At 51.8% G+C, this 18,768-nt stretch carries 16 protein-coding genes; 8 read left to right on the forward strand and 8 right to left on the reverse strand.

Features of this window, described 5'->3' with window-relative positions:
- Positions 1-13: 13 nt before the first annotated feature.
- The 3 genes from mdtI to AC3G3F_RS16620 form a co-directional block, all read right to left on the reverse strand.
- Positions 14-343 (reverse strand): multidrug/spermidine efflux SMR transporter subunit MdtI, encoded by a 330-nt coding sequence (gene mdtI / locus AC3G3F_RS16610; protein WP_023249053.1) that lies wholly within the window; start codon positions 341-343, stop codon positions 14-16.
- Positions 330-692, reverse strand: coding sequence for a multidrug/spermidine efflux SMR transporter subunit MdtJ (gene mdtJ, locus AC3G3F_RS16615; RefSeq protein ID WP_023249054.1), 363 nt, complete (start codon positions 690-692; stop codon positions 330-332). Before mdtJ ends, mdtI begins: the two co-directional genes overlap by 14 nt.
- Before the next feature lie 111 nt (positions 693-803).
- Entirely contained in the window at positions 804-974 is a 171-nt protein-coding gene (locus AC3G3F_RS16620; RefSeq protein WP_001539987.1) for a protein YdgV, read from the reverse strand.
- A 135-nt stretch (positions 975-1,109) separates the two neighbouring features.
- Here AC3G3F_RS16620 and AC3G3F_RS16625 point away from each other — a divergent pair, with 135 nt between their 5' ends.
- Complete coding sequence (locus AC3G3F_RS16625; protein ID WP_023249055.1) at positions 1,110-2,144, forward strand: AI-2E family transporter; 1,035 nt, start codon at positions 1,110-1,112, stop codon at positions 2,142-2,144.
- A 174-nt stretch (positions 2,145-2,318) separates the two neighbouring features.
- On the opposite strand, the gene pntB is transcribed toward AC3G3F_RS16625, so the two are convergent.
- Together pntB and pntA are read right to left on the reverse strand one after the other, a co-directional pair.
- On the reverse strand, positions 2,319-3,707 hold the full coding sequence (pntB, locus tag AC3G3F_RS16630) for a Re/Si-specific NAD(P)(+) transhydrogenase subunit beta (RefSeq protein WP_053508046.1): 1,389 nt from the start codon (positions 3,705-3,707) through the stop codon (positions 2,319-2,321).
- A gap of 10 nt (positions 3,708-3,717) precedes the next feature.
- Positions 3,718-5,247, reverse strand: a complete 1,530-nt coding sequence (gene pntA, locus AC3G3F_RS16635; RefSeq protein ID WP_079796269.1) for a Re/Si-specific NAD(P)(+) transhydrogenase subunit alpha — start codon at positions 5,245-5,247, stop codon at positions 3,718-3,720.
- A gap of 526 nt (positions 5,248-5,773) precedes the next feature.
- On the opposite strand from pntA, the gene ydgH reads away from it, so the two are divergent.
- Positions 5,774-6,718 carry a DUF1471 family protein YdgH gene (gene ydgH, locus AC3G3F_RS16640; RefSeq protein WP_053508048.1) on the forward strand — a complete coding sequence of 315 codons (945 nt, stop codon included), beginning with the start codon at positions 5,774-5,776 and terminating at the stop codon, positions 6,716-6,718.
- A 298-nt stretch (positions 6,719-7,016) separates the two neighbouring features.
- A complete protein-coding gene (locus tag AC3G3F_RS16645; RefSeq protein WP_088733980.1) occupies positions 7,017-8,399 on the forward strand; it encodes an amino acid permease in 1,383 nt (460 codons plus the stop codon).
- A 61-nt stretch (positions 8,400-8,460) separates the two neighbouring features.
- Here the strand turns inward: AC3G3F_RS16645 and AC3G3F_RS16650 are convergent, their stop codons facing one another.
- Positions 8,461-8,796, reverse strand: coding sequence for a GlpM family protein (locus AC3G3F_RS16650; protein WP_000524877.1), 336 nt, complete (start codon positions 8,794-8,796; stop codon positions 8,461-8,463).
- A 126-nt stretch (positions 8,797-8,922) separates the two neighbouring features.
- On the opposite strand from AC3G3F_RS16650, the gene rstA reads away from it, so the two are divergent.
- The 5 genes from rstA to tus all read left to right on the forward strand — a co-directional run bounded on the left by rstA (position 8,923) and on the right by tus (position 15,547).
- Positions 8,923-9,648, forward strand: a complete 726-nt coding sequence (rstA, locus tag AC3G3F_RS16655; RefSeq protein ID WP_488395362.1) for a two-component system response regulator RstA — start codon at positions 8,923-8,925, stop codon at positions 9,646-9,648.
- Between the two features lie 472 nt (positions 9,649-10,120).
- Positions 10,121-11,272, forward strand: a complete 1,152-nt coding sequence (gene ompS2 / locus AC3G3F_RS16660; protein WP_488395363.1) for a porin OmpS2 — start codon at positions 10,121-10,123, stop codon at positions 11,270-11,272.
- A gap of 151 nt (positions 11,273-11,423) precedes the next feature.
- Entirely contained in the window at positions 11,424-13,130 is a 1,707-nt protein-coding gene (locus AC3G3F_RS16665) for an amidohydrolase (RefSeq protein WP_079836387.1), read from the forward strand.
- A 111-nt stretch (positions 13,131-13,241) separates the two neighbouring features.
- A complete protein-coding gene (gene rstB / locus AC3G3F_RS16670; RefSeq protein WP_053508052.1) occupies positions 13,242-14,543 on the forward strand; it encodes a two-component system sensor histidine kinase RstB in 1,302 nt (433 codons plus the stop codon).
- A gap of 74 nt (positions 14,544-14,617) precedes the next feature.
- Positions 14,618-15,547 carry a DNA replication terminus site-binding protein gene (gene tus / locus AC3G3F_RS16675; protein ID WP_053529760.1) on the forward strand — a complete coding sequence of 310 codons (930 nt, stop codon included), beginning with the start codon at positions 14,618-14,620 and terminating at the stop codon, positions 15,545-15,547.
- Here the strand turns inward: tus and fumC are convergent.
- Positions 15,544-16,947 (reverse strand): class II fumarate hydratase, encoded by a 1,404-nt coding sequence (gene fumC, locus AC3G3F_RS16680; protein ID WP_053529761.1) that lies wholly within the window; start codon positions 16,945-16,947, stop codon positions 15,544-15,546. The two genes, tus and fumC, sit on opposite strands and share 4 nt — an antisense overlap.
- A 167-nt stretch (positions 16,948-17,114) precedes the next feature.
- Positions 17,115-18,761, reverse strand: coding sequence for a class I fumarate hydratase (gene fumB / locus AC3G3F_RS16685; protein ID WP_053529762.1), 1,647 nt, complete (start codon positions 18,759-18,761; stop codon positions 17,115-17,117).
- Between the last annotated feature and the right edge of the window lie 7 nt (positions 18,762-18,768).

The following is an 18,768-nucleotide window of genomic DNA, read 5'->3' on the forward strand; positions in this document are numbered from 1 at the left end:
GGCAGCGCGTGTATCAGGCAAGTTTTATCATAATCATCCCGGCGAGCAGCAATATCACGCCAACCCAGCCTTTGGGATTTAAGCGCTGGCCGAAGAGCACCCAGCCAGCCGCCAGCGTGGCGGCGATACCAAAACCGCCCCATAACGCATACGCCACCGACAGATCTATCCCTTTTACCGCCTGGGAAAGCGCACTGAAGGCGGCCAGAACAGCGGCAAGCGATAAGATGCCATAGCATTTACGGCGAAAACCGTCCGAAAATTTCAACAATACGTTAGCCGCGATTTCCAGCATTATTGCCAGCCCAAGCCAGGCGCCGTGTACCCATTCAAATTGTTGCACGGGTCGCCTCCTTCACCGGTTTACCGGGTTTACGTGTCCCTGATTTGATCAATACGATGCCGGCGACCAGCGTCAGCAAGCCGGCAATCTTCATGGTTGATAATGCTTCATCAAATAACAGCACGCTAAAAACGGTAATAAATAAAATGCCGATCCCTTCCCATAAGGCATACGCCACACCCAGGGCAATCCTTTTTACCGCAAAAGAAAGAAATATATATGACAGCGTGATCATCACCAGCATTAAAATAAAACCCGCATTACCATTACCCACGCTAGCCCATTTCATTGAGAGCGTGCCGGTAATTTCAGTCGCGATAGCCAGAGCTAATAAAATCCAGTAAAACATGACACTTCTCCTGCATGAGAATATACTCTTTCGAGTCTGCTGCACGCAGCAAACTAAAAAATAAAATCAGTTAGCACAGCGCGTTGCGCCAGCTCAGGCAGAAGTTAGAGACTAAAGCGCGTTACGCCAGTGCTGCTCGCCGATCAGCAGGAAAAAGGAGGTAGAGTGAAGATGCGTTTGAGTGGAGAAAAAAGCGCTGAACATATTGTCCATAATATTACAATTATCCGCAGTGTTGCTTCTCGTCATCGCGGATGATAATTGTCCTCGGTAGTTGAACACGCCTGATTTGTATCATAAGCCAGGAATTAACTCAAAATCTTTTCACTTCTTTACCTGAAGTGTTTGATTTTAACCAGAACAGGTCGACCGGCATCACATTATTATTCGTGTCGGCATCAGAAAACAGGGAATGATATGACAAAACCGATCATCACGCTCAATGGTCTAAAAATCGTCATTATGCTGGGAATGCTGGTGGTTATTCTGAGCGGTATCCGCTTCGCCGCAGATATCATTGTTCCCTTTATTTTGGCGTTATTTATTGCAGTAGTTCTCAATCCTGTTGTGCAACGGATGACCCGATGTCGAATTCCGCGCGTTATCGCCGTGTCATTGCTTATTGTGATTATTGTTATGTTAATGGTACTGCTGCTGGCCTATTTGGGCACATCATTAAATGAACTGGCCCGTACCCTGCCGCAATATCGCTCCTCATTGGTCATACCATTGCAACGTATTGAACCGTGGTTACAGCGGGCAGGCATTGGCGTGTCGGTTGATGAGCTGGCGAAATATATCGATCCAAACGCCGCCATGACTCTGGTAACGAACCTGCTCACCCAATTGTCCAATGCCATGTCGTCTATCTTTTTATTGTTATTGACCGTGGTATTTATGCTGCTGGAGGTTCCACAACTGCCTGAGAAACTGCAGCAGATGATGAGCCGCCCGGTGGAAGGCATGGCGGCGATTCAACGCGCGCTTGATAGCGTTTCCCATTATCTGGTGCTAAAAACAGCGATCAGTATCGTGACAGGGCTGGTCGCATGGGGAATGCTGGCCGCGCTGGATGTCCGCTTCGCCTTTGTCTGGGGGCTACTGGCCTTCGCGCTGAACTATATTCCTAATATTGGATCGGTGCTCGCTGCCCTGCCGCCCATTATTCAGGTGCTGGTGTTTAACGGGTTTTATGATGCGCTGCTGGTTCTGGCGGGCTATCTGCTGATTAATCTGGTCTTCGGCAATATCCTTGAACCACGCATTATGGGACGTGGTTTAGGACTTTCGACCTTAGTTGTATTTTTGTCGTTAATTTTCTGGGGCTGGCTATTAGGTCCGGTGGGCATGTTGCTCTCCGTTCCGTTAACCATCATTGTCAAAATCGCCCTGGAACAGACCACTGGCGGGCAGAGTATCGCCGTTCTGCTTAGCGATTTAAACAAAAGATAAAATGCAATATATACACAAAATCATTCAAGATGCATTGCGGCGGCAAGGGAAGAAATCCCCGGGAGCATAGATAACTATGTGACCGGGGTTTCTGAGCGCAGCCAACAAAGAGGCAGCTTAAAGAATGAAGTGTATAAAAACGGCCTCCAAAGAGGCCGCCGCACATTGAAAAGATTAAAGCGCTTTCAGAATCGCATCCACGCTGGCTTTGGCATCGCCAAACAGCATTTGTGTATTCTCTTTAAAGAACAGCGGGTTCTGTACACCAGCATAACCGGTATTCATTGAACGCTTAAAGACCACGACATTCTGCGCTTTCCACACCTCGAGAACCGGCATACCGGCAATCGGGCTGCGGGGATCGTCTTGCGCCGCCGGGTTCACCGTATCGTTCGCGCCAATCACCAGCACGGTATCGGTATCCGCGAAATCATCATTGATTTCGTCCATTTCCAGCACGATGTCATAAGGTACTTTCGCCTCCGCCAACAGCACGTTCATATGCCCCGGCAGGCGACCCGCCACCGGATGAATGCCGAAACGCACGTTGATACCGCGCGCACGCAGTTTTTCGGTGATTTCCGCCACCGGATACTGCGCCTGCGCCACCGCCATCCCGTACCCCGGCGTAATAATGACGGAGTGGGAGTTTTTCAGCATCTCAGCGGTCTCTTCCGCCGTGATTTCGCGATGTTCGCCAGCTTCCTGATCGTCGCCCGTTGAGGAGCCGTCAGTACCGAACCCACCAGCAATAACGCTGATGAAAGAGCGGTTCATCGCTTTACACATAATGTAAGACAGGATCGCACCTGATGAACCGACCAGCGCACCGGTCACAATCAGCAGATCGTTGCTCAGCATAAAACCAGCCGCCGCGGCAGCCCAACCGGAATAGGAGTTCAGCATTGAAACAACCACCGGCATGTCCGCCCCGCCGATAGAGGCGACCAGATGCCAACCAAACGCCAGCGCGATAATGGTCATCAGCAGCAGCGCCAGAACCTGTAGACCCACGCTTTCGGTGCGGACAAAAACCAGCAGCAACAGGAAAGAAACAACCAGCGCCGCCAGGTTCATTTTGTGACGGTTAGGCAACATCAACGGCTTAGAAGAGATTTTGCCGCGCAGTTTACCAAACGCCACGATCGATCCGGTGAAAGTGACTGCGCCAATAAAGATACCGAGGAAGACTTCGGTCAGATGGATATTCACCAGCACCGGCGCCAGACTGGCGTCATGGTACAGATAGCTGTTAAAGCCAACCAGTACCGCCGCCAGGCCCACGAAACTGTGCAGGATCGCGACCAGCTCCGGCATCTCGGTCATCTCAACTTTTTTCGCCATGCGGATGCCAATCGCGCCGCCAATAATCATGGCGACCAGAATCCATGCCACGTTGCCGGTATCCGGCCCGAAAATGGTCGCCAGCAACGCGATCGCCATCCCGGCAATACCGAAGTTATTTCCCTGGCGGGACGTTTCATGCTTTGAAAGCCCGGCAAGACTGAAAATAAACAGGATCGCGGCAACAATGTATGCAGCTATAACTAATCCTCCAGACATGTGTTACCCCTTAGTTTTTCCGGAACATTTTCAGCATACGCTGAGTCACGGTGAAGCCACCGAAAATATTAATGCTGGCGATAAGCACCGCGATAAAGCTCAGGAAGCTGACCCAGCCGCCCTGACCAATTTGCAATAATGCCCCGACAACAATAATCCCTGAAATCGCGTTGGTCACCGACATTAATGGTGTATGAAGCGCATGAGACACGTTCCACACCACGTAATAACCAACCACGCAGGCGAGCGCAAATACGGTAAAATGGCCGAGGAACTCTTTTGGCGCGACATCGGCCAGCCAGCCAAAAAGAATGATCGCCAGCGCCATTAACGCATACTTCCGCCAGGGTGAAGCGGGCTTTTCCGGCTCTTTTGGCGCAGGTGCTGCTTTAGGCGCGGCCTGTGGCTGCGCGGAAACCTGGATTGGCGGCGCAGGCCAGGTAATGTCGCCGTCGCGAATCACCGTCACGCCACGGATCACGACATCGTCAAAATCCACGTCAATATTGCCGTCTTTCTCTTTGCACAGCAGCTTCAGCAGGTTAACCAGGTTAGTGCCATAAAGTTGGGATGACTGCGTCGGCAAACGCCCCGGTAGATCGGTGTAGCCAATCACTTTCACGCCATTGTCCGTCGTCACAACCTGATTGGCGACGGTATATTCGCAGTTACCGCCATTCTGCGCGGCCAGGTCGACAATCACGCTGCCGGCCTTCATAGAATCGACCATATCGCGGGTAATCAGCTTCGGCGCAGGTTTGCCCGGAATCAATGCGGTGGTAACAATGATGTCGACCTCTTTGGCCTGGGCGGCAAAGAGCGCCATTTCCGCTTTGATAAACGCCTCGGACATCACTTTGGCGTAACCATCGCCGCTACCGGCTTCCTCTTTAAAATCCAGTTCGAGGAACTCTGCCCCCATACTCTGGACCTGCTCTTTGACTTCAGGACGAGTGTCAAACGCGCGGACAATCGCCCCCAGGCTGTTTGCTGCGCCGATAGCCGCAAGACCCGCAACCCCGGCGCCGATAACCATCACCTTCGCAGGCGGCACTTTCCCGGCGGCGGTGATTTGCCCGGTAAAGAAGCGCCCAAATTCATGCGCGGCTTCTACAATGGCGCGATAACCCGCGATATTCGCCATTGAGCTTAACGCGTCGAGCGACTGTGCGCGGGAAATGCGCGGCACGGAGTCCATTGCCATCACCGTGACCTTACGTTCGGCGAGTTTCTCCATTAACCCAGAATTTTGCGCGGGCCAGATAAAACTGACCAGCGTAGTCCCGGGGTTAAGTAAAGCGATTTCATCTTCTTCAGGCGCATTAACCTTGAGAATAATTTCCGACTGCCAGACGGCATTGCCGTCTACAATATCCGCGCCAGCCTGCGCAAACGCGTTGTCGTCAAAACTTGCCAGTTGACCCGCCCCGCTTTCGATAGCGACGCTAAAACCCAGCTTCAGTAGCTGCTCTACCGTTTTCGGCGTCGCAGCGACACGGGTTTCATTGGGTAACCGCTCTTTTGGTATGCCAATTCGCATAAATGTTCCCTTCCATCGGTATTTTTGATGATGGTTTGTCAGTAAGCGCGGGAAGCGTACGCCTGCCCGCGTTTGAGGTAAATGTTACCCCAGCAGAATAAAACCGTTACAAACTCTCTATAACCTACTGAAAATAACGCCTGTGATCTAGCGCCAAAAAACAGAATTTTTTATCAAATTTGCAAAATATGAACGATTCAGCCGCTAAACAGCCATAATGCCTTGAAAACGGCCTGCGAGGGCTGATAATTCGCTCAAATTTGACAACAAAACATAATTAAACCCCGGGCGCGATCAAGGAATTAACATTAAATTAACTTATTAAATTCATGTGCTTCATCAGCTTAGCCACCCAGCCGCCGTTTTTTTCGACATAGGGATAAATGTTATCATCGAAGATACGGTACATGACACGATGCGTGAAAAATCCCGCAGACATCCATACGGTTTAAATGCAATAATCAGCCACGTTTCTAGTCAATAACAATACCAGTACCTGGTTTGCGCAAGGCGAAGGATTATTTTTATGAAGCTTAAGAACACTCTCCTGGCGTCGGCACTGCTTTCTGCGGCTGCTTTTTCTGTCCATGCAGCAACAGAACTGACGCCGGAGCAAGCGGCTGCACTAAAACCTTATGACCGCATCGTTATTACCGGTCGTTTTAATGCTATTGGCGATGCGGTCTCCGCCGTGTCCCGCCGCGCGGATAAAGAAGGTGCAGCCTCCTTCTATGTTGTCGACACCTCGGAGTTCGGCAATAGTGGTAACTGGCGTGTTGTGGCGGATGTGTATAAAACCGACGCGCCGAAAGCTGACGCGCCCAAAAATCGTGTCATTAATGGCATCGTGGAATTACCAAAAGACCAGGCCGTGCAACTGGAACCATACGATACCGTCACCGTTCAGGGCTTCTACCGTAGCCAGCCGGAAGTCAACGATGCCATTACGAAAGCAGCGAAACAGAAAGACGCATACGCTTTCTATATTGTTCGTCAGGTGGATGCGAACCAGGGCGGGAACCAGCGCATCACTGCGTTTATCTATAAACAAGATGCGAAAAAACGCATCGTCCAGAGCCCGGACGCTATTCCGGCAGATTCTGAAGCCGGTCGCGCCGCGCTGGCTCAGGGCGGCGAAGCTGCGAAGAAAGTCGAAATTCCAGGCGTCGCCACGTCAGCCTCGCCGAGCGCCGAAGTAGGCCGTTTCTTTGAAACGCAATCCACCAAAGGCGGACGTTACACTGTCACACTTCCGGATGGCACAAAAGTTGAGGAGCTGAATAAAGCGACCGCCGCGATGATGGTGCCTTTCGACAGCGTTAAGTTCACCGGCAACTACGGCAATATGACAGAAATCTCCTACCAGGTCGCCAAACGCGCGGCGAAGAAAGGCGCGAAGTATTATCATATTACGCGTCAGTGGCAGGAGCGCGGCAACAACATCACCATCAGCGCCGACCTCTATAAATAAGACGCGCGTCGCCATCAGGTTTTCTCGCCGGATGGCGGCATAACTGCCTTATCCGGCCTACACGATCGTTCAACGGTAGGCCTGATAAGCCACCATCAGGCATTTTCTCGCGGGATTCCAACTCCGTCAAATATCGCGATGAATCTCACTTTTCGCTTTTTTAGCGATAAATCTTATCCAGGCCGTTGCATGCGCTCCCTTCTCTCCGTAAAATCCCGCGCCTTAGTGGCTTTCACCATTTTTATGCGTTTTGCCATAATAATTATTCTTCCAATTTCATTTTTATAGCTGGATACCGATGGAAAAAAAACTGGGACTGAGCGCGCTGACCGCGCTGGTTTTAAGCTCAATGCTTGGCGCAGGTGTTTTCAGTCTGCCCCAGAATATGGCCGCCGTTGCCAGTCCGGCTGCGCTGTTAATTGGCTGGGCCATTACCGGCGTAGGGATACTTCTACTGGCATTCGCCATGTTAATCCTTACGCGTATTCGTTCCGACCTTGACGGCGGTATCTTTACTTACGCCCGCGAAGGCTTCGGCGAACTCATTGGCTTCTGTTCTGCCTGGGGCTATTGGCTGTGTGCGGTCATCGCCAACGTATCGTATTTAGTTATTGTCTTTTCAGCGCTGAGTTTCTTTACCGATACGCCTGCGCTGCGTCTGTTTGGCGACGGTAATACCTGGCAGGCTATTGTCGGCGCTTCAGCCCTGCTCTGGATTGTCCATTTCCTTATCCTGCGCGGCGTACAAACGGCAGCCAGCATCAATCTGGTCGCGACTCTGGCGAAACTGTTGCCGCTCGGCGCGTTTATTGTGCTGGCTATCATGTTGTTCAAACTTGATACCTTCACACTGGACTTTACCGGTGTTGAACTCGGTATCCCTGTATGGGAACAAGTCAAGAACACCATGCTCATTACGCTGTGGGTATTTATTGGCGTTGAAGGTGCCGTCGTCGTCTCGGCCCGAGCGAAAAATAAACGCGATGTAGGCCGCGCCACGCTACTGGCGGTCCTCGCGGCTCTGGGAATATATCTCCTGGTCACGCTACTTTCTCTTGGCGTCCTCGCCCGTCCGGAACTGGCGGAGATGCGCAACCCGTCGATGGCCGGTCTGATGGTGAAAATGATGGGGCCGTGGGGCGAAATTATTATTGCGGCGGGACTGATTGTGTCTGTCTGCGGGGCTTATCTAAGCTGGACTATCATGGCGGCGGAAGTGCCGTTTCTGGCAGCAGCCTATAAGTCCTTCCCGGGAATCTTCGCGCGACAAAATGCGCAAGGCGCGCCTTCTGCGTCGCTATGGCTCACCAATATCTGTGTGCAAATCTGTCTGGTGCTGATCTGGCTTACCGGTTCGGACTACAATACGCTATTGACGATTGCGTCAGAAATGATTCTGGTGCCCTACTTTCTGGTCGGCGCATTTCTGCTGAAGATTGCAACACGTCCCCTACATCGTGCGGTAGGTATCGGAGCCTGTATTTATGGCTTATGGTTGTTATACGCGTCGGGCCCCATGCACCTGTTGCTCTCGGTCGTACTGTATGCGCCTGGATTACTGGTTTTCCTGTATGCGCGTCGGACGCACAAGCATGACAACGTATTAAATCGTCAGGAAGTCGTGCTGATTGGTTTATTGCTGATCGCGGCGGTTCCGGCTACGTGGATGCTGGTGGGATAAATGCTTCCCCATCGTAATACATACGGATATTACGATGGGAAAACCACTGTCTTTGCCAATATTAATGCCATTTAATCCAGCAAAAAATCAGCAGCCACGCGCTTAGCCCCCAGCAGACCACCGCACCACCAAGCGCGACAGGCAGGCGCATCACGCCGCTGAAATACCATAGCGTTGCAAGATAAATAAAATAAGGAATGATCGACCACATACTAAAGACGATGGTGGTACGCATCGCGTCGATGCCCCGCTCGCTGGCAACGATATAGTGCGCGATAAGCGCAAACGTTGGAAACAGAGGGATTAATCCGGCGATATAATAATTTTTCGTTTTTGACAGCAGACCAATCAATACGACAACCAGCGCCCCCAGGGCAGCTTTAATCACGAGTCCCATTACCTTGCCTTAACACGTTAATAACAACAGCGTGTAGCATAACGGAACCGCTCTCGTTTAGAAAAGATTTATGGAAGGGAAAACAGAGGCGGTGTATGTTGGCGTTTTCTATTCTCCATTTATAATATGAACCGCATTGTATTTGTTGAAGACGACGCTGAAGTAGGTTCTCTCATTGCCGCTTATCTGGCGAAACATGATATTGATGTCATTGTTGAGCCGCGTGGTGACCAAGCGGAGGATCTTATCCTCACCACTCAGCCCGATCTGGTTTTACTGGATATTATGCTTCCAGGTAAAGATGGCATGACGATATGCCGCGATTTACGCCACCGCTGGCAAGGCCCGATTGTCTTGCTCACCTCGCTGGATAGTGATATGAATCATATACTGGCGCTGGAGATGGGTGCCTGTGACTATATCCTCAAAACTACGCCTCCGGCCGTTTTACTGGCGCGCCTGCGCTTGCACCTGCGGCAAAACGAACAGGCGCAACAGACAAAAAGTCTACAAGAGCGCGCGCATAAAGCGCTGCGTTTTGGCGCGTTAACCATCGATCCCCTTAACCGGGCGGTCCAGCTCAATGGCGAGCTCATATCGCTTTCTACCGCCGATTTTGAGTTGCTCTGGGAGCTGGCGACACACGCCGGACAAATTATGGATCGCGACGCGTTGCTAAAAACGCTACGCGGTGTCAATTACGATGGTCTGGATCGCAGCGTGGATGTGGCGATTTCTCGCCTGCGTAAGAAACTGCTGGATAGCGCTGCTGAACCCTATCGTATAAAGACCATTCGCAATAAAGGCTATCTTTTTGCCCCTCACGCCTGGGACGAGGCGACAACGGAGTAAATTAGCCGTCAGGTTTTACCCGCCTTTCTCAAGTTATAGTGGCGATGCACGCCGCCACTACTCAAAAAAACACCGTATATATGAATGCGCTTTTTATTGGTCGAAACAGACTCTTTATTAGCATTTTCTCAGCCCTGCGCTTCAGCATTACGTCGTTTTTGCCCCCAGATTTAAATAAAAAAAACTCAAAGCCGACTCACAAATTTGATAATAGAATGGCTGCCTTTCAATATATTGCCGTTTTTCCCCGCAAAATGTGAAACCAAAAAAATCATATATATGAATATATTGTCACTAATGTATTCATATAAAATATATTCATTTCCAACAGTAACTTTCGTATTAATTAATAACATATAAAAAAAGTTAGCGTTTGCTGAAATAATATTATTCGGATTAGGATGCCTTTGATTCAACGAATCTGTAGAAGTTCAATCTTTTGCAAAAAAGTTAAGTTTTTAAGGATAAAAAAATGAAAAGAAAAGTATTGGCACTTGTCATCCCGGCTCTGCTGGCTGCTGGCGCGGTACACGCCGCTGAAGTTTATAACAAAGACGGCAATAAACTGGACCTTTATGGTAAAGTAGACGGCCTGCACTATTTCTCTGATGACTCTTCTAAAGATGGCGACCAGACCTATGTTCGTTTCGGTTTCAAAGGCGAAACGCAGATTAACGATCAGCTGACCGGTTACGGCCAGTGGGAATATAACGTACAGACGAACACTTCCGAAGGCGATGGCGCTAATTCCTGGACTCGCCTGGCATTCGCTGGCCTGAAATTCGGTGACTACGGTTCATTCGACTACGGTCGTAACTACGGCGTCCTGTACGACGTAGAAGGCTGGACCGATATGCTGCCAGAGTTCGGCGGCGACTCCTATACTTACGCCGACAACTATATGACCGGCCGTGCTAACGGTGTGGCAACCTATCGCAATGCTGATTTCTTCGGTCTGGTAGACGGTCTGAACTTCGCGTTGCAATATCAGGGTAAAAATGAAAGCCAGAGTGCTGACGATGTAAATATCGGTACCAATAACCGTAATGATGGTGACGACATTCGTTACGATAATGGGGATGGCTTCGGTATTTCCACTACCTATGATATTGGCATGGGTTTCAGCGCAGGCGCTGCATATACCACGTCCGATCGTACTAATGAGCAAGTCAATGCCGGCGGTACTATTGCAGGCGGCGACAAAGCTGACGCGTGGACAGCAGGTTTGAAATATGATGCCAACAACATCTATTTAGCCACTATGTATTCCGAAACCCGTAATATGACGCCTTATGGTAAAACGGATGCAGGTTACGCTGGCGGCGTAGCAAACAAAACGCAAAACTTCGAAGTTACAGCCCAATATCAATTTGACTTCGGTCTGCGTCCGGCAGTTTCCTTCCTGATGTCTAAAGGTAAGGACCTGACCTATAACAACGTTAATGGCGATGATAAAGACCTGGTTAAATATGCTGACGTAGGTGCTACCTACTATTTCAACAAAAACTTCTCCACCTATGTTGATTATAAAATCAACCTGCTGGATGACGACGATCAATTCTATAAAGATGCTGGTATCAGCACTGATGATATCGTCGCGCTGGGTGTGGTTTACCAGTTCTAATTTTTATTAATTATTCTCAAGCCCGCTATTTTGGCGGGCTTTTCTATTTTTGTCACTACTGTTCTAAAAACAGAACGCACCGTTCCCCGGGCACGAATTGAACAATTTTTGTTCACCCCCTATCTTTTGCTCATCGCCCGAAAAAAGGAACATGCTAATGCTCAGTCTCGTCCCATCTCTGATTTCCAGAACCGCTCTCCTTTTTCTGCTCACGGCCACAGGCGCAGCCACCGCCGCCCGCCCCGCAGCCGATATTATTTTGCATAACGGTAATATCATTACTCTGAATGATGCCCAGCCGCAGGCCAGCGCGCTGGCGATTTCCGGCTCGCGGATTGTGGCGATTGGCGATGATACGGCGACAGATGAATGGCGCGGCAACCATACCCGTACCATCGATCTACAGGGTAAAACCGTGATACCCGGTCTGACAGATACCCACATCCATGCCATTCGCGGCGGACAAACCTGGACATTCGAAACCTACTGGTACGACAGCCCTTCGCTTAAAGACGCGCTGGATAAATTACGCGCGGACGCTAACCGTCGTCCCCACGATCAATGGGTAGCCGTAGTGGGATCGTGGATACCAGCGCAATTTGCAGAAAACCGGGCACCGACGGTAGCCGAACTTAACCACGCTCTTCCCGAACACCCGGTTTATATCCAGTATCTTTACGACTATGCATTGGTGAATCAGCGCGGTATAGACGTACTTGGCCTTAACGCCGCCCCTCCTCCTGATTTAGCGGGAATCCGCGTAGAGCGCGACGCAAAAGGTAGCGCCACAGGGAAATTATTTGGCGATATCGCCGCATTTAACCAGCTTTTTGCCAGCATAAGTAGTGATGCCGATCATGAGGGCGGTCTGCGGCAATTTTTCGCTGATATGAACGCGCGCGGCGTGACCGGCATCATCGACCCCTCTGCCGGACCTGCCGCCGCTTATGAGCCATTATTTGCAATGCGAAACCAGGGGGATTTACCGCTGCGCGTGGGGTATCGCATTCCGGTACAGCCGGAAGCGAAAGGTCATGAAGCGCAGTGGTTCAGCAACCTCATGGCCTTTCGCCCGCCGCGCGCCGATGATGGGCAACTGGCTTTTCTTGGTCTGGGGGAAAGCCTGGTGGCCGGAATGAATGACGGCGTGCGGATGGCCCCAGGATTTTCTTCCTCAGAGCAGGACAAAACCGCACTTCGACAGGTCGCGATGTTTGCGGCAAAACGGGGAATACCGCTTGAGATCCACGCTTATACCGACGACAGCGCCGACACGATATTGACGATTTTTGAGCAGGTAGCGCAGCAGTACGATCTGCGCCCTCTCCGCTGGTCTATTGCGCATCTGAATACCGGCTCGCCACAGACACTTGAACGAATGCGTAAGCTGGGCCTGGCATACACTGTGCAAATGGGGCCTTACTTTGAGGGGCTTGCCATCCGCGACGCCAACCCACCCTACGCGACAGACAATTCGCCGCCGGTTCGACTGGCGCTGGATAAAGGGCTTGTCGTGGCTGGCGGCACCGATTCGACGCGTATTGGCATTGCCGGCGTCTGGCACGCTATTGAATATCATATCACGGGCATAGCATCAGGCGGTTCCGTGCGTAAACCCGCCAGCGAACGGCTCACGCGTCTGGAAGCGCTAACGTTATATACACGCCATGCCGCCTGGCTCACCTTTGCCGAACAAAACCGAGGGCAGCTTAGCATCGGCAAACAGGCCGATCTGGCGGTACTCAATCAGCCATTTATGACGATGCCGGAAGACAGAATTGATACCATCCGCGCTCTTTTGACGCTTGTCGATGGACGCATTGTTCACGAAAGTCCGGACCTTAACACCGGACAATGAGGTTGTCAGTTGACGCAAAGCCTGCTTTTATAACCCACCAGCGGCACTGACGGGAAATCTTTTCCGCCAGCGCCGCGATAGAGTTAATGTATTGATATCCGGTGGGTGTTGATGAAAAAGCTGTTTGTGCAGTTTTACCTTTTGCTGTTCGTCTGTTTTCTGGTCATGACATTATTGGTCGGGCTGGTGTACAAATTCACCGCCGAACGCGCGGGCAGACAATCGCTTGACGATCTGATGAAAAGTTCGCTTTATCTAATGCGCAGCGAACTGCGGGAAATTCCGCCGCGTGAATGGGGGAAAACGCTGAAAGAGATGGACCTGAACCTCTCTTTCGATTTACGCGTTGAACCGTTAAATCACTATAAGCTTGATGCCGCTACCACTCAGCGACTGCGTGAAGGCGATATTGTCGCGCTTGACGAGCAATACACCTTTATTCAGCGTATCCCGCGCAGCCATTACGTCCTGGCAGTCGGCCCTGTTCCCTATCTCTATTTCCTGCATCAAATGCGACTGCTGGATATCGCCTTAATGGCACTCATCGCGTTTTCTCTCGCCTTTCCTGTGTTTATCTGGATGCGCCCGCACTGGCAAGAGATGCTCAGGCTCGAATCCGCCGCGCAGCGCTTTGGCGAGGGTCATTTGACTGAACGCCTGCATTTCGATAATGGCTCCAGTTTCGAACGTCTCGGCGTAGCGTTCAACCAGATGGCGGATAATATTAATGCCCTGATCGCCAGTAAAAAACAGTTGATTGACGGTATCGCCCACGAGCTTCGCACACCGCTGGTACGTTTACGCTATCGGCTTGAAATGAGTGAAAATCTGACACAGCCGGAATCACAGGCGCTCAATCGCGATATTGGTCAACTGGAAGCGCTGATTGAAGAGTTGCTCACCTATGCGCGCCTTGACCGACCACAAAATGAACTGATGCTGACCGAACCCGATCTCCCCGCCTGGTTGAGCGCGCATTTGCAGGATGTGCAGAGCGTGAACCCGGAACGCGCCGTAAACCTTCTTACCTGTGTAACCGGCGATTATGGCGCGCTTGATATGCGGTTAATGGCGCGAGTACTGGATAACCTGCTGAATAATGCGCTGCGCTACAGTCGTACCACCGTTCAGGTCAGTCTGTTACTCGACGGTAGTCAGGCAACGCTGATAGTCGAAGATGATGGCCCCGGCATTGAGGCGGATGCGCGAGAGCGCGTATTTGAACCTTTTGTCAGACTCGACCCCAGTAGAGACCGTGCGACAGGCGGCTGCGGGCTTGGGCTCGCCATCGTACACTCTATCGCGCTGGCGATGGGCGGTAGCGTCGCCTGTGACGATAGCGAACTGGGTGGCGCAAAATTTAGCTTTCGCTGGCCGGTCTGGCACGCAATTCCCGGTATGACCACTGCCTGACTTTTTTGCACGCTGGTTGAGCTGCGGAAATTGTGCTATACAGATAGTATGTTGTAACTAAAGTGAATGATACAATGTCCCGCTACGATCTCGTTGAACGCCTGAATGGCACTTTTCGCCAGATAGAACAACACCTGGCGGTGCTGACGGATAATCTACAACAGCATTCGCTACTTATCGCCCGTGTCTTTTCACTGCCTCAGGTGACCAAAGAGGCGGAACATGCGCCGCTGGACACTATCGAGGTGACGCAACATCTGGGGAAAGAGGCCGAAACGCTGGCGCTACGTCACTATCGTCATTTGTTTATTCAACAGCAGTCCGAAAACCGCAGCAGTAAAGCCGCCGTCCGCCTGCCTGGCGTCTTATGCTATCAAGTGGATAATGCAACGCAGTCAGATCTGGAAAATCAGGTACAACGCATTAACCAGTTGAAAACCACCTTCGAGCAGATGGTTACGGTAGAGTCCGGCCTTCCCTCGGCGGCGCGTTTTGAGTGGGTGCATCGGCATCTACCCGGCTTAATTACGCTGAACGCTTACCGCACGCTGACGCTTATCAATAACCCCGCCACCATACGTTTCGGTTGGGCAAATAAACATATTATTAAAAACTTAAGCCGGGATGAGGTTCTGAGCCAGTTGAAAAAAAGCCTCGCGTCGCCTCGCAGCGTCCCGCCGTGGACGCGCGAACAATGGCAATTCAAGCTGGAACGGGAATATCAGGATATCGCCGCCTTACCGCAGCAGGCCCGACTCAAGATTAAGCGCCCGGTTAAAGTACAGCCGATCGCCCGCATCTGGTATAAAGGCCAGCAGAAACAGGTGCAACACGCCTGCCCCACGCCGATTATCGCGTTAATCAACACGGACAATGGCGCTGGCGCGCCGGATATTGGCGGGCTGGAAAACTATGACGCAGATAATATTCAGCACCGTTTTAAACCACAGGCGCAGCCGCTGCGACTGATTATCCCGCGACTGCACCTGTATGTGGCGGATTAACGTCCCGGCGTCATACTGCCAACCATCAACTCCGGACGTACCCAGGCGTCGAACTCCGCGTCGCTAAGGTACCCTAATGCCACGGCTGAGGCTTTGAGCGTCAGCCCTTCTTTATGCGCCTTCTTCGCAATCTCCGCCGCTTTATCGTAACCAATGTGCGTATTGAGTGCAGTGACCAGCATCAGCGACTCATTCAGCAACTGCGTAATACGCTCGCGGTTTGGCGCGATTCCTGACGCACAGTGTTTATTGAAACTCTCCATGCCATCGGCCAGCAGGCGCACCGTTTGCAGAAAATTATGAATAACCATCGGACGATACACGTTGAGCTCAAAGTTGCCTGATGCGCCCCCCATATTGATGGCCACATCGTTACCCATCACCTGGCAGCATAACATCGTTACCGCTTCACACTGGGTCGGGTTCACTTTACCAGGCATGATAGAGCTCCCTGGCTCATTCTCCGGGATAGCAATCTCGCCAATGCCGCAGCGCGGGCCGGACGCCAGCCAGCGAACATCGTTGGCGATTTTCATGAGCGAGGTCGCCAGTCCTTTTAATGCGCCATGCGCCTGTACCAACGCGTCACAGGTTGCCAGCGCTTCGAATTTATTGGGGGCGGTAACAAACGGCGCAGCGGTAATTGTCGCCAGTTCCTCGGCGACGCGCCGGGCATATTCCGGGTGGGTATTGAGCCCTGTCCCCACTGCGGTTCCGCCGAGCGCCAGTTCCGCGACATGCGGTAAACTGTGCTCAATGTGCCTGAGGTTATGTTCCAGCATAGCTACCCAACCGGAAATCTCCTGGCCTAAAGTGAGCGGCGTCGCATCCTGCAGGTGAGTACGGCCAATTTTGACAATATCGGCGAAAGCGTGGGATTTATCGCGAAGCGTATCCGTTAATGCGGATAATTGCGGGATGAGGTGTTCGCGTAACGCCAGCAACGCCGCTACGTGCATCGCGGTTGGGAAAACATCGTTTGAGCTTTGACTCTTATTGACGTCATCATTGGGATGCACCTTGCGTTCCATACCGCGAACGCCACCCAAAATTTCACTGGCGCGGTTCGCTAACACTTCATTCATATTCATGTTGCTTTGCGTACCGGACCCGGTCTGCCAGATCGCCAGCGGAAACTCATCAGCATGTTTTCCCGCCAGCACTTCATCAGCCGCCTGGATAATCGCGCTGGCTTTTTCCGCCGCCAGCAACCCTAAATCCTGGTTGACCTTCGCAGCGGCGCGCTTGGTCAACGCCAGCGCGTGGATGAGCGAGACGGGCATTTTCTCCGTGGAAATCCGAAAATGTTCCAGCGAACGTTGAGTCTGCGCCCCCCACAGTTTATCTGCCGGGACTTCAATCGCGCCCATTGAATCTTTCTCGCGGCGTACCGTTACCATTACCTGCTCCTTACTCAAGTTGATGAGGTCATGTGTCAACATTGCCCACATGTTTGCGGTCTTATGAGTATTAACGATAACAACACAACGGTGTAGACCGGATAAAGCGCTTGCGCCGCCCTCCGGCAAAATAGCGAATAATGTTACCGCCCCGCAGGGCGGCAATGTTACTTAACGCAGCGTGCGCACTGCGATGTCTGAATCTGCTGGAAGAAATCGTTGCCTTTATCATCCACCAGAATAAAGGCCGGAAAATCCTCCACTTCGATTTTCCAGATAGCCTCCATGCCCAGTTCAGGATATTCCACACACTCCAGGCGCTTGATACTGCCCTGCGCCAGGACGGCTGCCGGGCCACCGATACTGCCCAGGTAGAAGCCGCCATGTTTCTTACAGGCATCGGTTACCTGCTGGCTACGGTTGCCTTTCGCGAGCATGATCATACTGCCGCCCTGCGACTGGAGCTGATCAACATAGGAGTCCATCCGCCCTGCAGTAGTCGGCCCAAGCGACCCGGAGGCGTAACCTTCCGGCGTTTTTGCCGGCCCCGCATAATAGATAGGATGATCTTTGATGTACTGCGGCAAACCTTCGCCTCTGTCCATCCGCTCTTTCAGTTTAGCGTGCGCAATGTCACGGCCTACAATAATCGTGCCGTTCAGCGACAGGCGCGTCGATACCGGATACTGCGACAGTTGTTGCAGTATCTCGCTCATGGGACGGTTAAGATCGACACGCACCGCCTCGCCCTCTCCTGCCTGGCGCAGCGCCTGCGGAATATATTGACCTGGATTACGCTCCAGCTTCTCGATCCAGATCCCTTCCCGGTTGATCTTCGCTTTAATATTTCGATCCGCGGAGCAGGACACGCCCATACCTACCGGACACGATGCCCCGTGACGCGGCAATCGGATAACACGAATATCGTGAGCGAAATACTTGCCGCCGAACTGCGCGCCTAAGCCAAGATTTTGCGCCTCAAGCAACAATTCTTTTTCCAGCTCAATATCGCGGAATGCCTGCCCGTGTTCATTTCCTTCGATCGGTAGCGCATCATAGTATTTTGCCGAGGCCAGCTTAACGGTTTTCAGATTCGCTTCCGCCGAGGTGCCGCCAATGACAAACGCAATGTGATACGGCGGACAGGCGGCAGTGCCCAGCGTACGCATCTTATCGACGAGATAATTTTTGAGCTTACCCGGCGTCAAAAGCGCTTTTGTTTCCTGATAGAGGTAGGTTTTATTCGCCGATCCGCCGCCTTTAGCGATACAGAGGAATTTATATTCATCGCCATCGACGCTGTAGAGATCGATCTGCGCCGGCAGGTTGGTACCAGTATTGACCTCTTTGTACATATCCAGCGCCGCGTTTTGCGAATAGCGCAGGTTGTCTTCGATATAGGTGTTATACACGCCACGAGCCAGCGCCGCTTCATCACCTCCGCCAGTCCAGACGCGTTGGCCTTTTTTGCCGACAATAATGGCCGTACCGGTATCCTGGCAGGTGGGCAACACGCCCTTAGCCGCGATATCGGAGTTTCGCAGGAATTGCAGCGCGACATATTTGTCGTTTTCACTGGCCTGCGGATCGCGCAGAATATCCGCCACCTGCTGCTGATGCGCCGGACGTAGCATAAAAGACGCATCATGGAAGGCCTGACGCGCCAACAACGTTAACGCTTCCGGCGCGACTTTCAGGATCTCTTGTCCTTCAAATTCAGCGACGGAAACATGTTCGCTGGTCAACAAATAATACTCGGTAGCGTCCTTTTTGAGGGGAAAAGGGTCTTGATAAAAGAAGGGTTTGTTTGACATTGTGCTC

The organism is Salmonella sp. FC25216, from assembly GCF_057751355.1.

Excerpts from the sequence above, each read along its gene's own strand:
- mdtJ (WP_023249054.1), bottom strand. The coding sequence starts at position 692 with ATGTTTTACTGGATTTTATTAGCTCTGGCTATCGCGACTGAAATTACC.
- AC3G3F_RS16625 (WP_023249055.1), top strand. The coding sequence starts at position 1,110 with ATGACAAAACCGATCATCACGCTCAATGGTCTAAAAATCGTCATTATG.
- pntB (WP_053508046.1), bottom strand. The coding sequence starts at position 3,707 with ATGTCTGGAGGATTAGTTATAGCTGCATACATTGTTGCCGCGATCCTG.
- pntA (WP_079796269.1), bottom strand. The coding sequence starts at position 5,247 with ATGCGAATTGGCATACCAAAAGAGCGGTTACCCAATGAAACCCGTGTC.
- ydgH (WP_053508048.1), top strand. The coding sequence starts at position 5,774 with ATGAAGCTTAAGAACACTCTCCTGGCGTCGGCACTGCTTTCTGCGGCT.
- AC3G3F_RS16645 (WP_088733980.1), top strand. The coding sequence starts at position 7,017 with ATGGAAAAAAAACTGGGACTGAGCGCGCTGACCGCGCTGGTTTTAAGC.
- AC3G3F_RS16650 (WP_000524877.1), bottom strand. The coding sequence starts at position 8,796 with ATGGGACTCGTGATTAAAGCTGCCCTGGGGGCGCTGGTTGTCGTATTG.
- rstA (WP_488395362.1), top strand. The coding sequence starts at position 8,923 with ATGAACCGCATTGTATTTGTTGAAGACGACGCTGAAGTAGGTTCTCTC.
- ompS2 (WP_488395363.1), top strand. The coding sequence starts at position 10,121 with ATGAAAAGAAAAGTATTGGCACTTGTCATCCCGGCTCTGCTGGCTGCT.
- AC3G3F_RS16665 (WP_079836387.1), top strand. The coding sequence starts at position 11,424 with ATGCTAATGCTCAGTCTCGTCCCATCTCTGATTTCCAGAACCGCTCTC.
- rstB (WP_053508052.1), top strand. The coding sequence starts at position 13,242 with ATGAAAAAGCTGTTTGTGCAGTTTTACCTTTTGCTGTTCGTCTGTTTT.
- tus (WP_053529760.1), top strand. The coding sequence starts at position 14,618 with ATGTCCCGCTACGATCTCGTTGAACGCCTGAATGGCACTTTTCGCCAG.
- fumC (WP_053529761.1), bottom strand. The coding sequence starts at position 16,947 with ATGGTAACGGTACGCCGCGAGAAAGATTCAATGGGCGCGATTGAAGTC.
- fumB (WP_053529762.1), bottom strand. The coding sequence starts at position 18,761 with ATGTCAAACAAACCCTTCTTTTATCAAGACCCTTTTCCCCTCAAAAAG.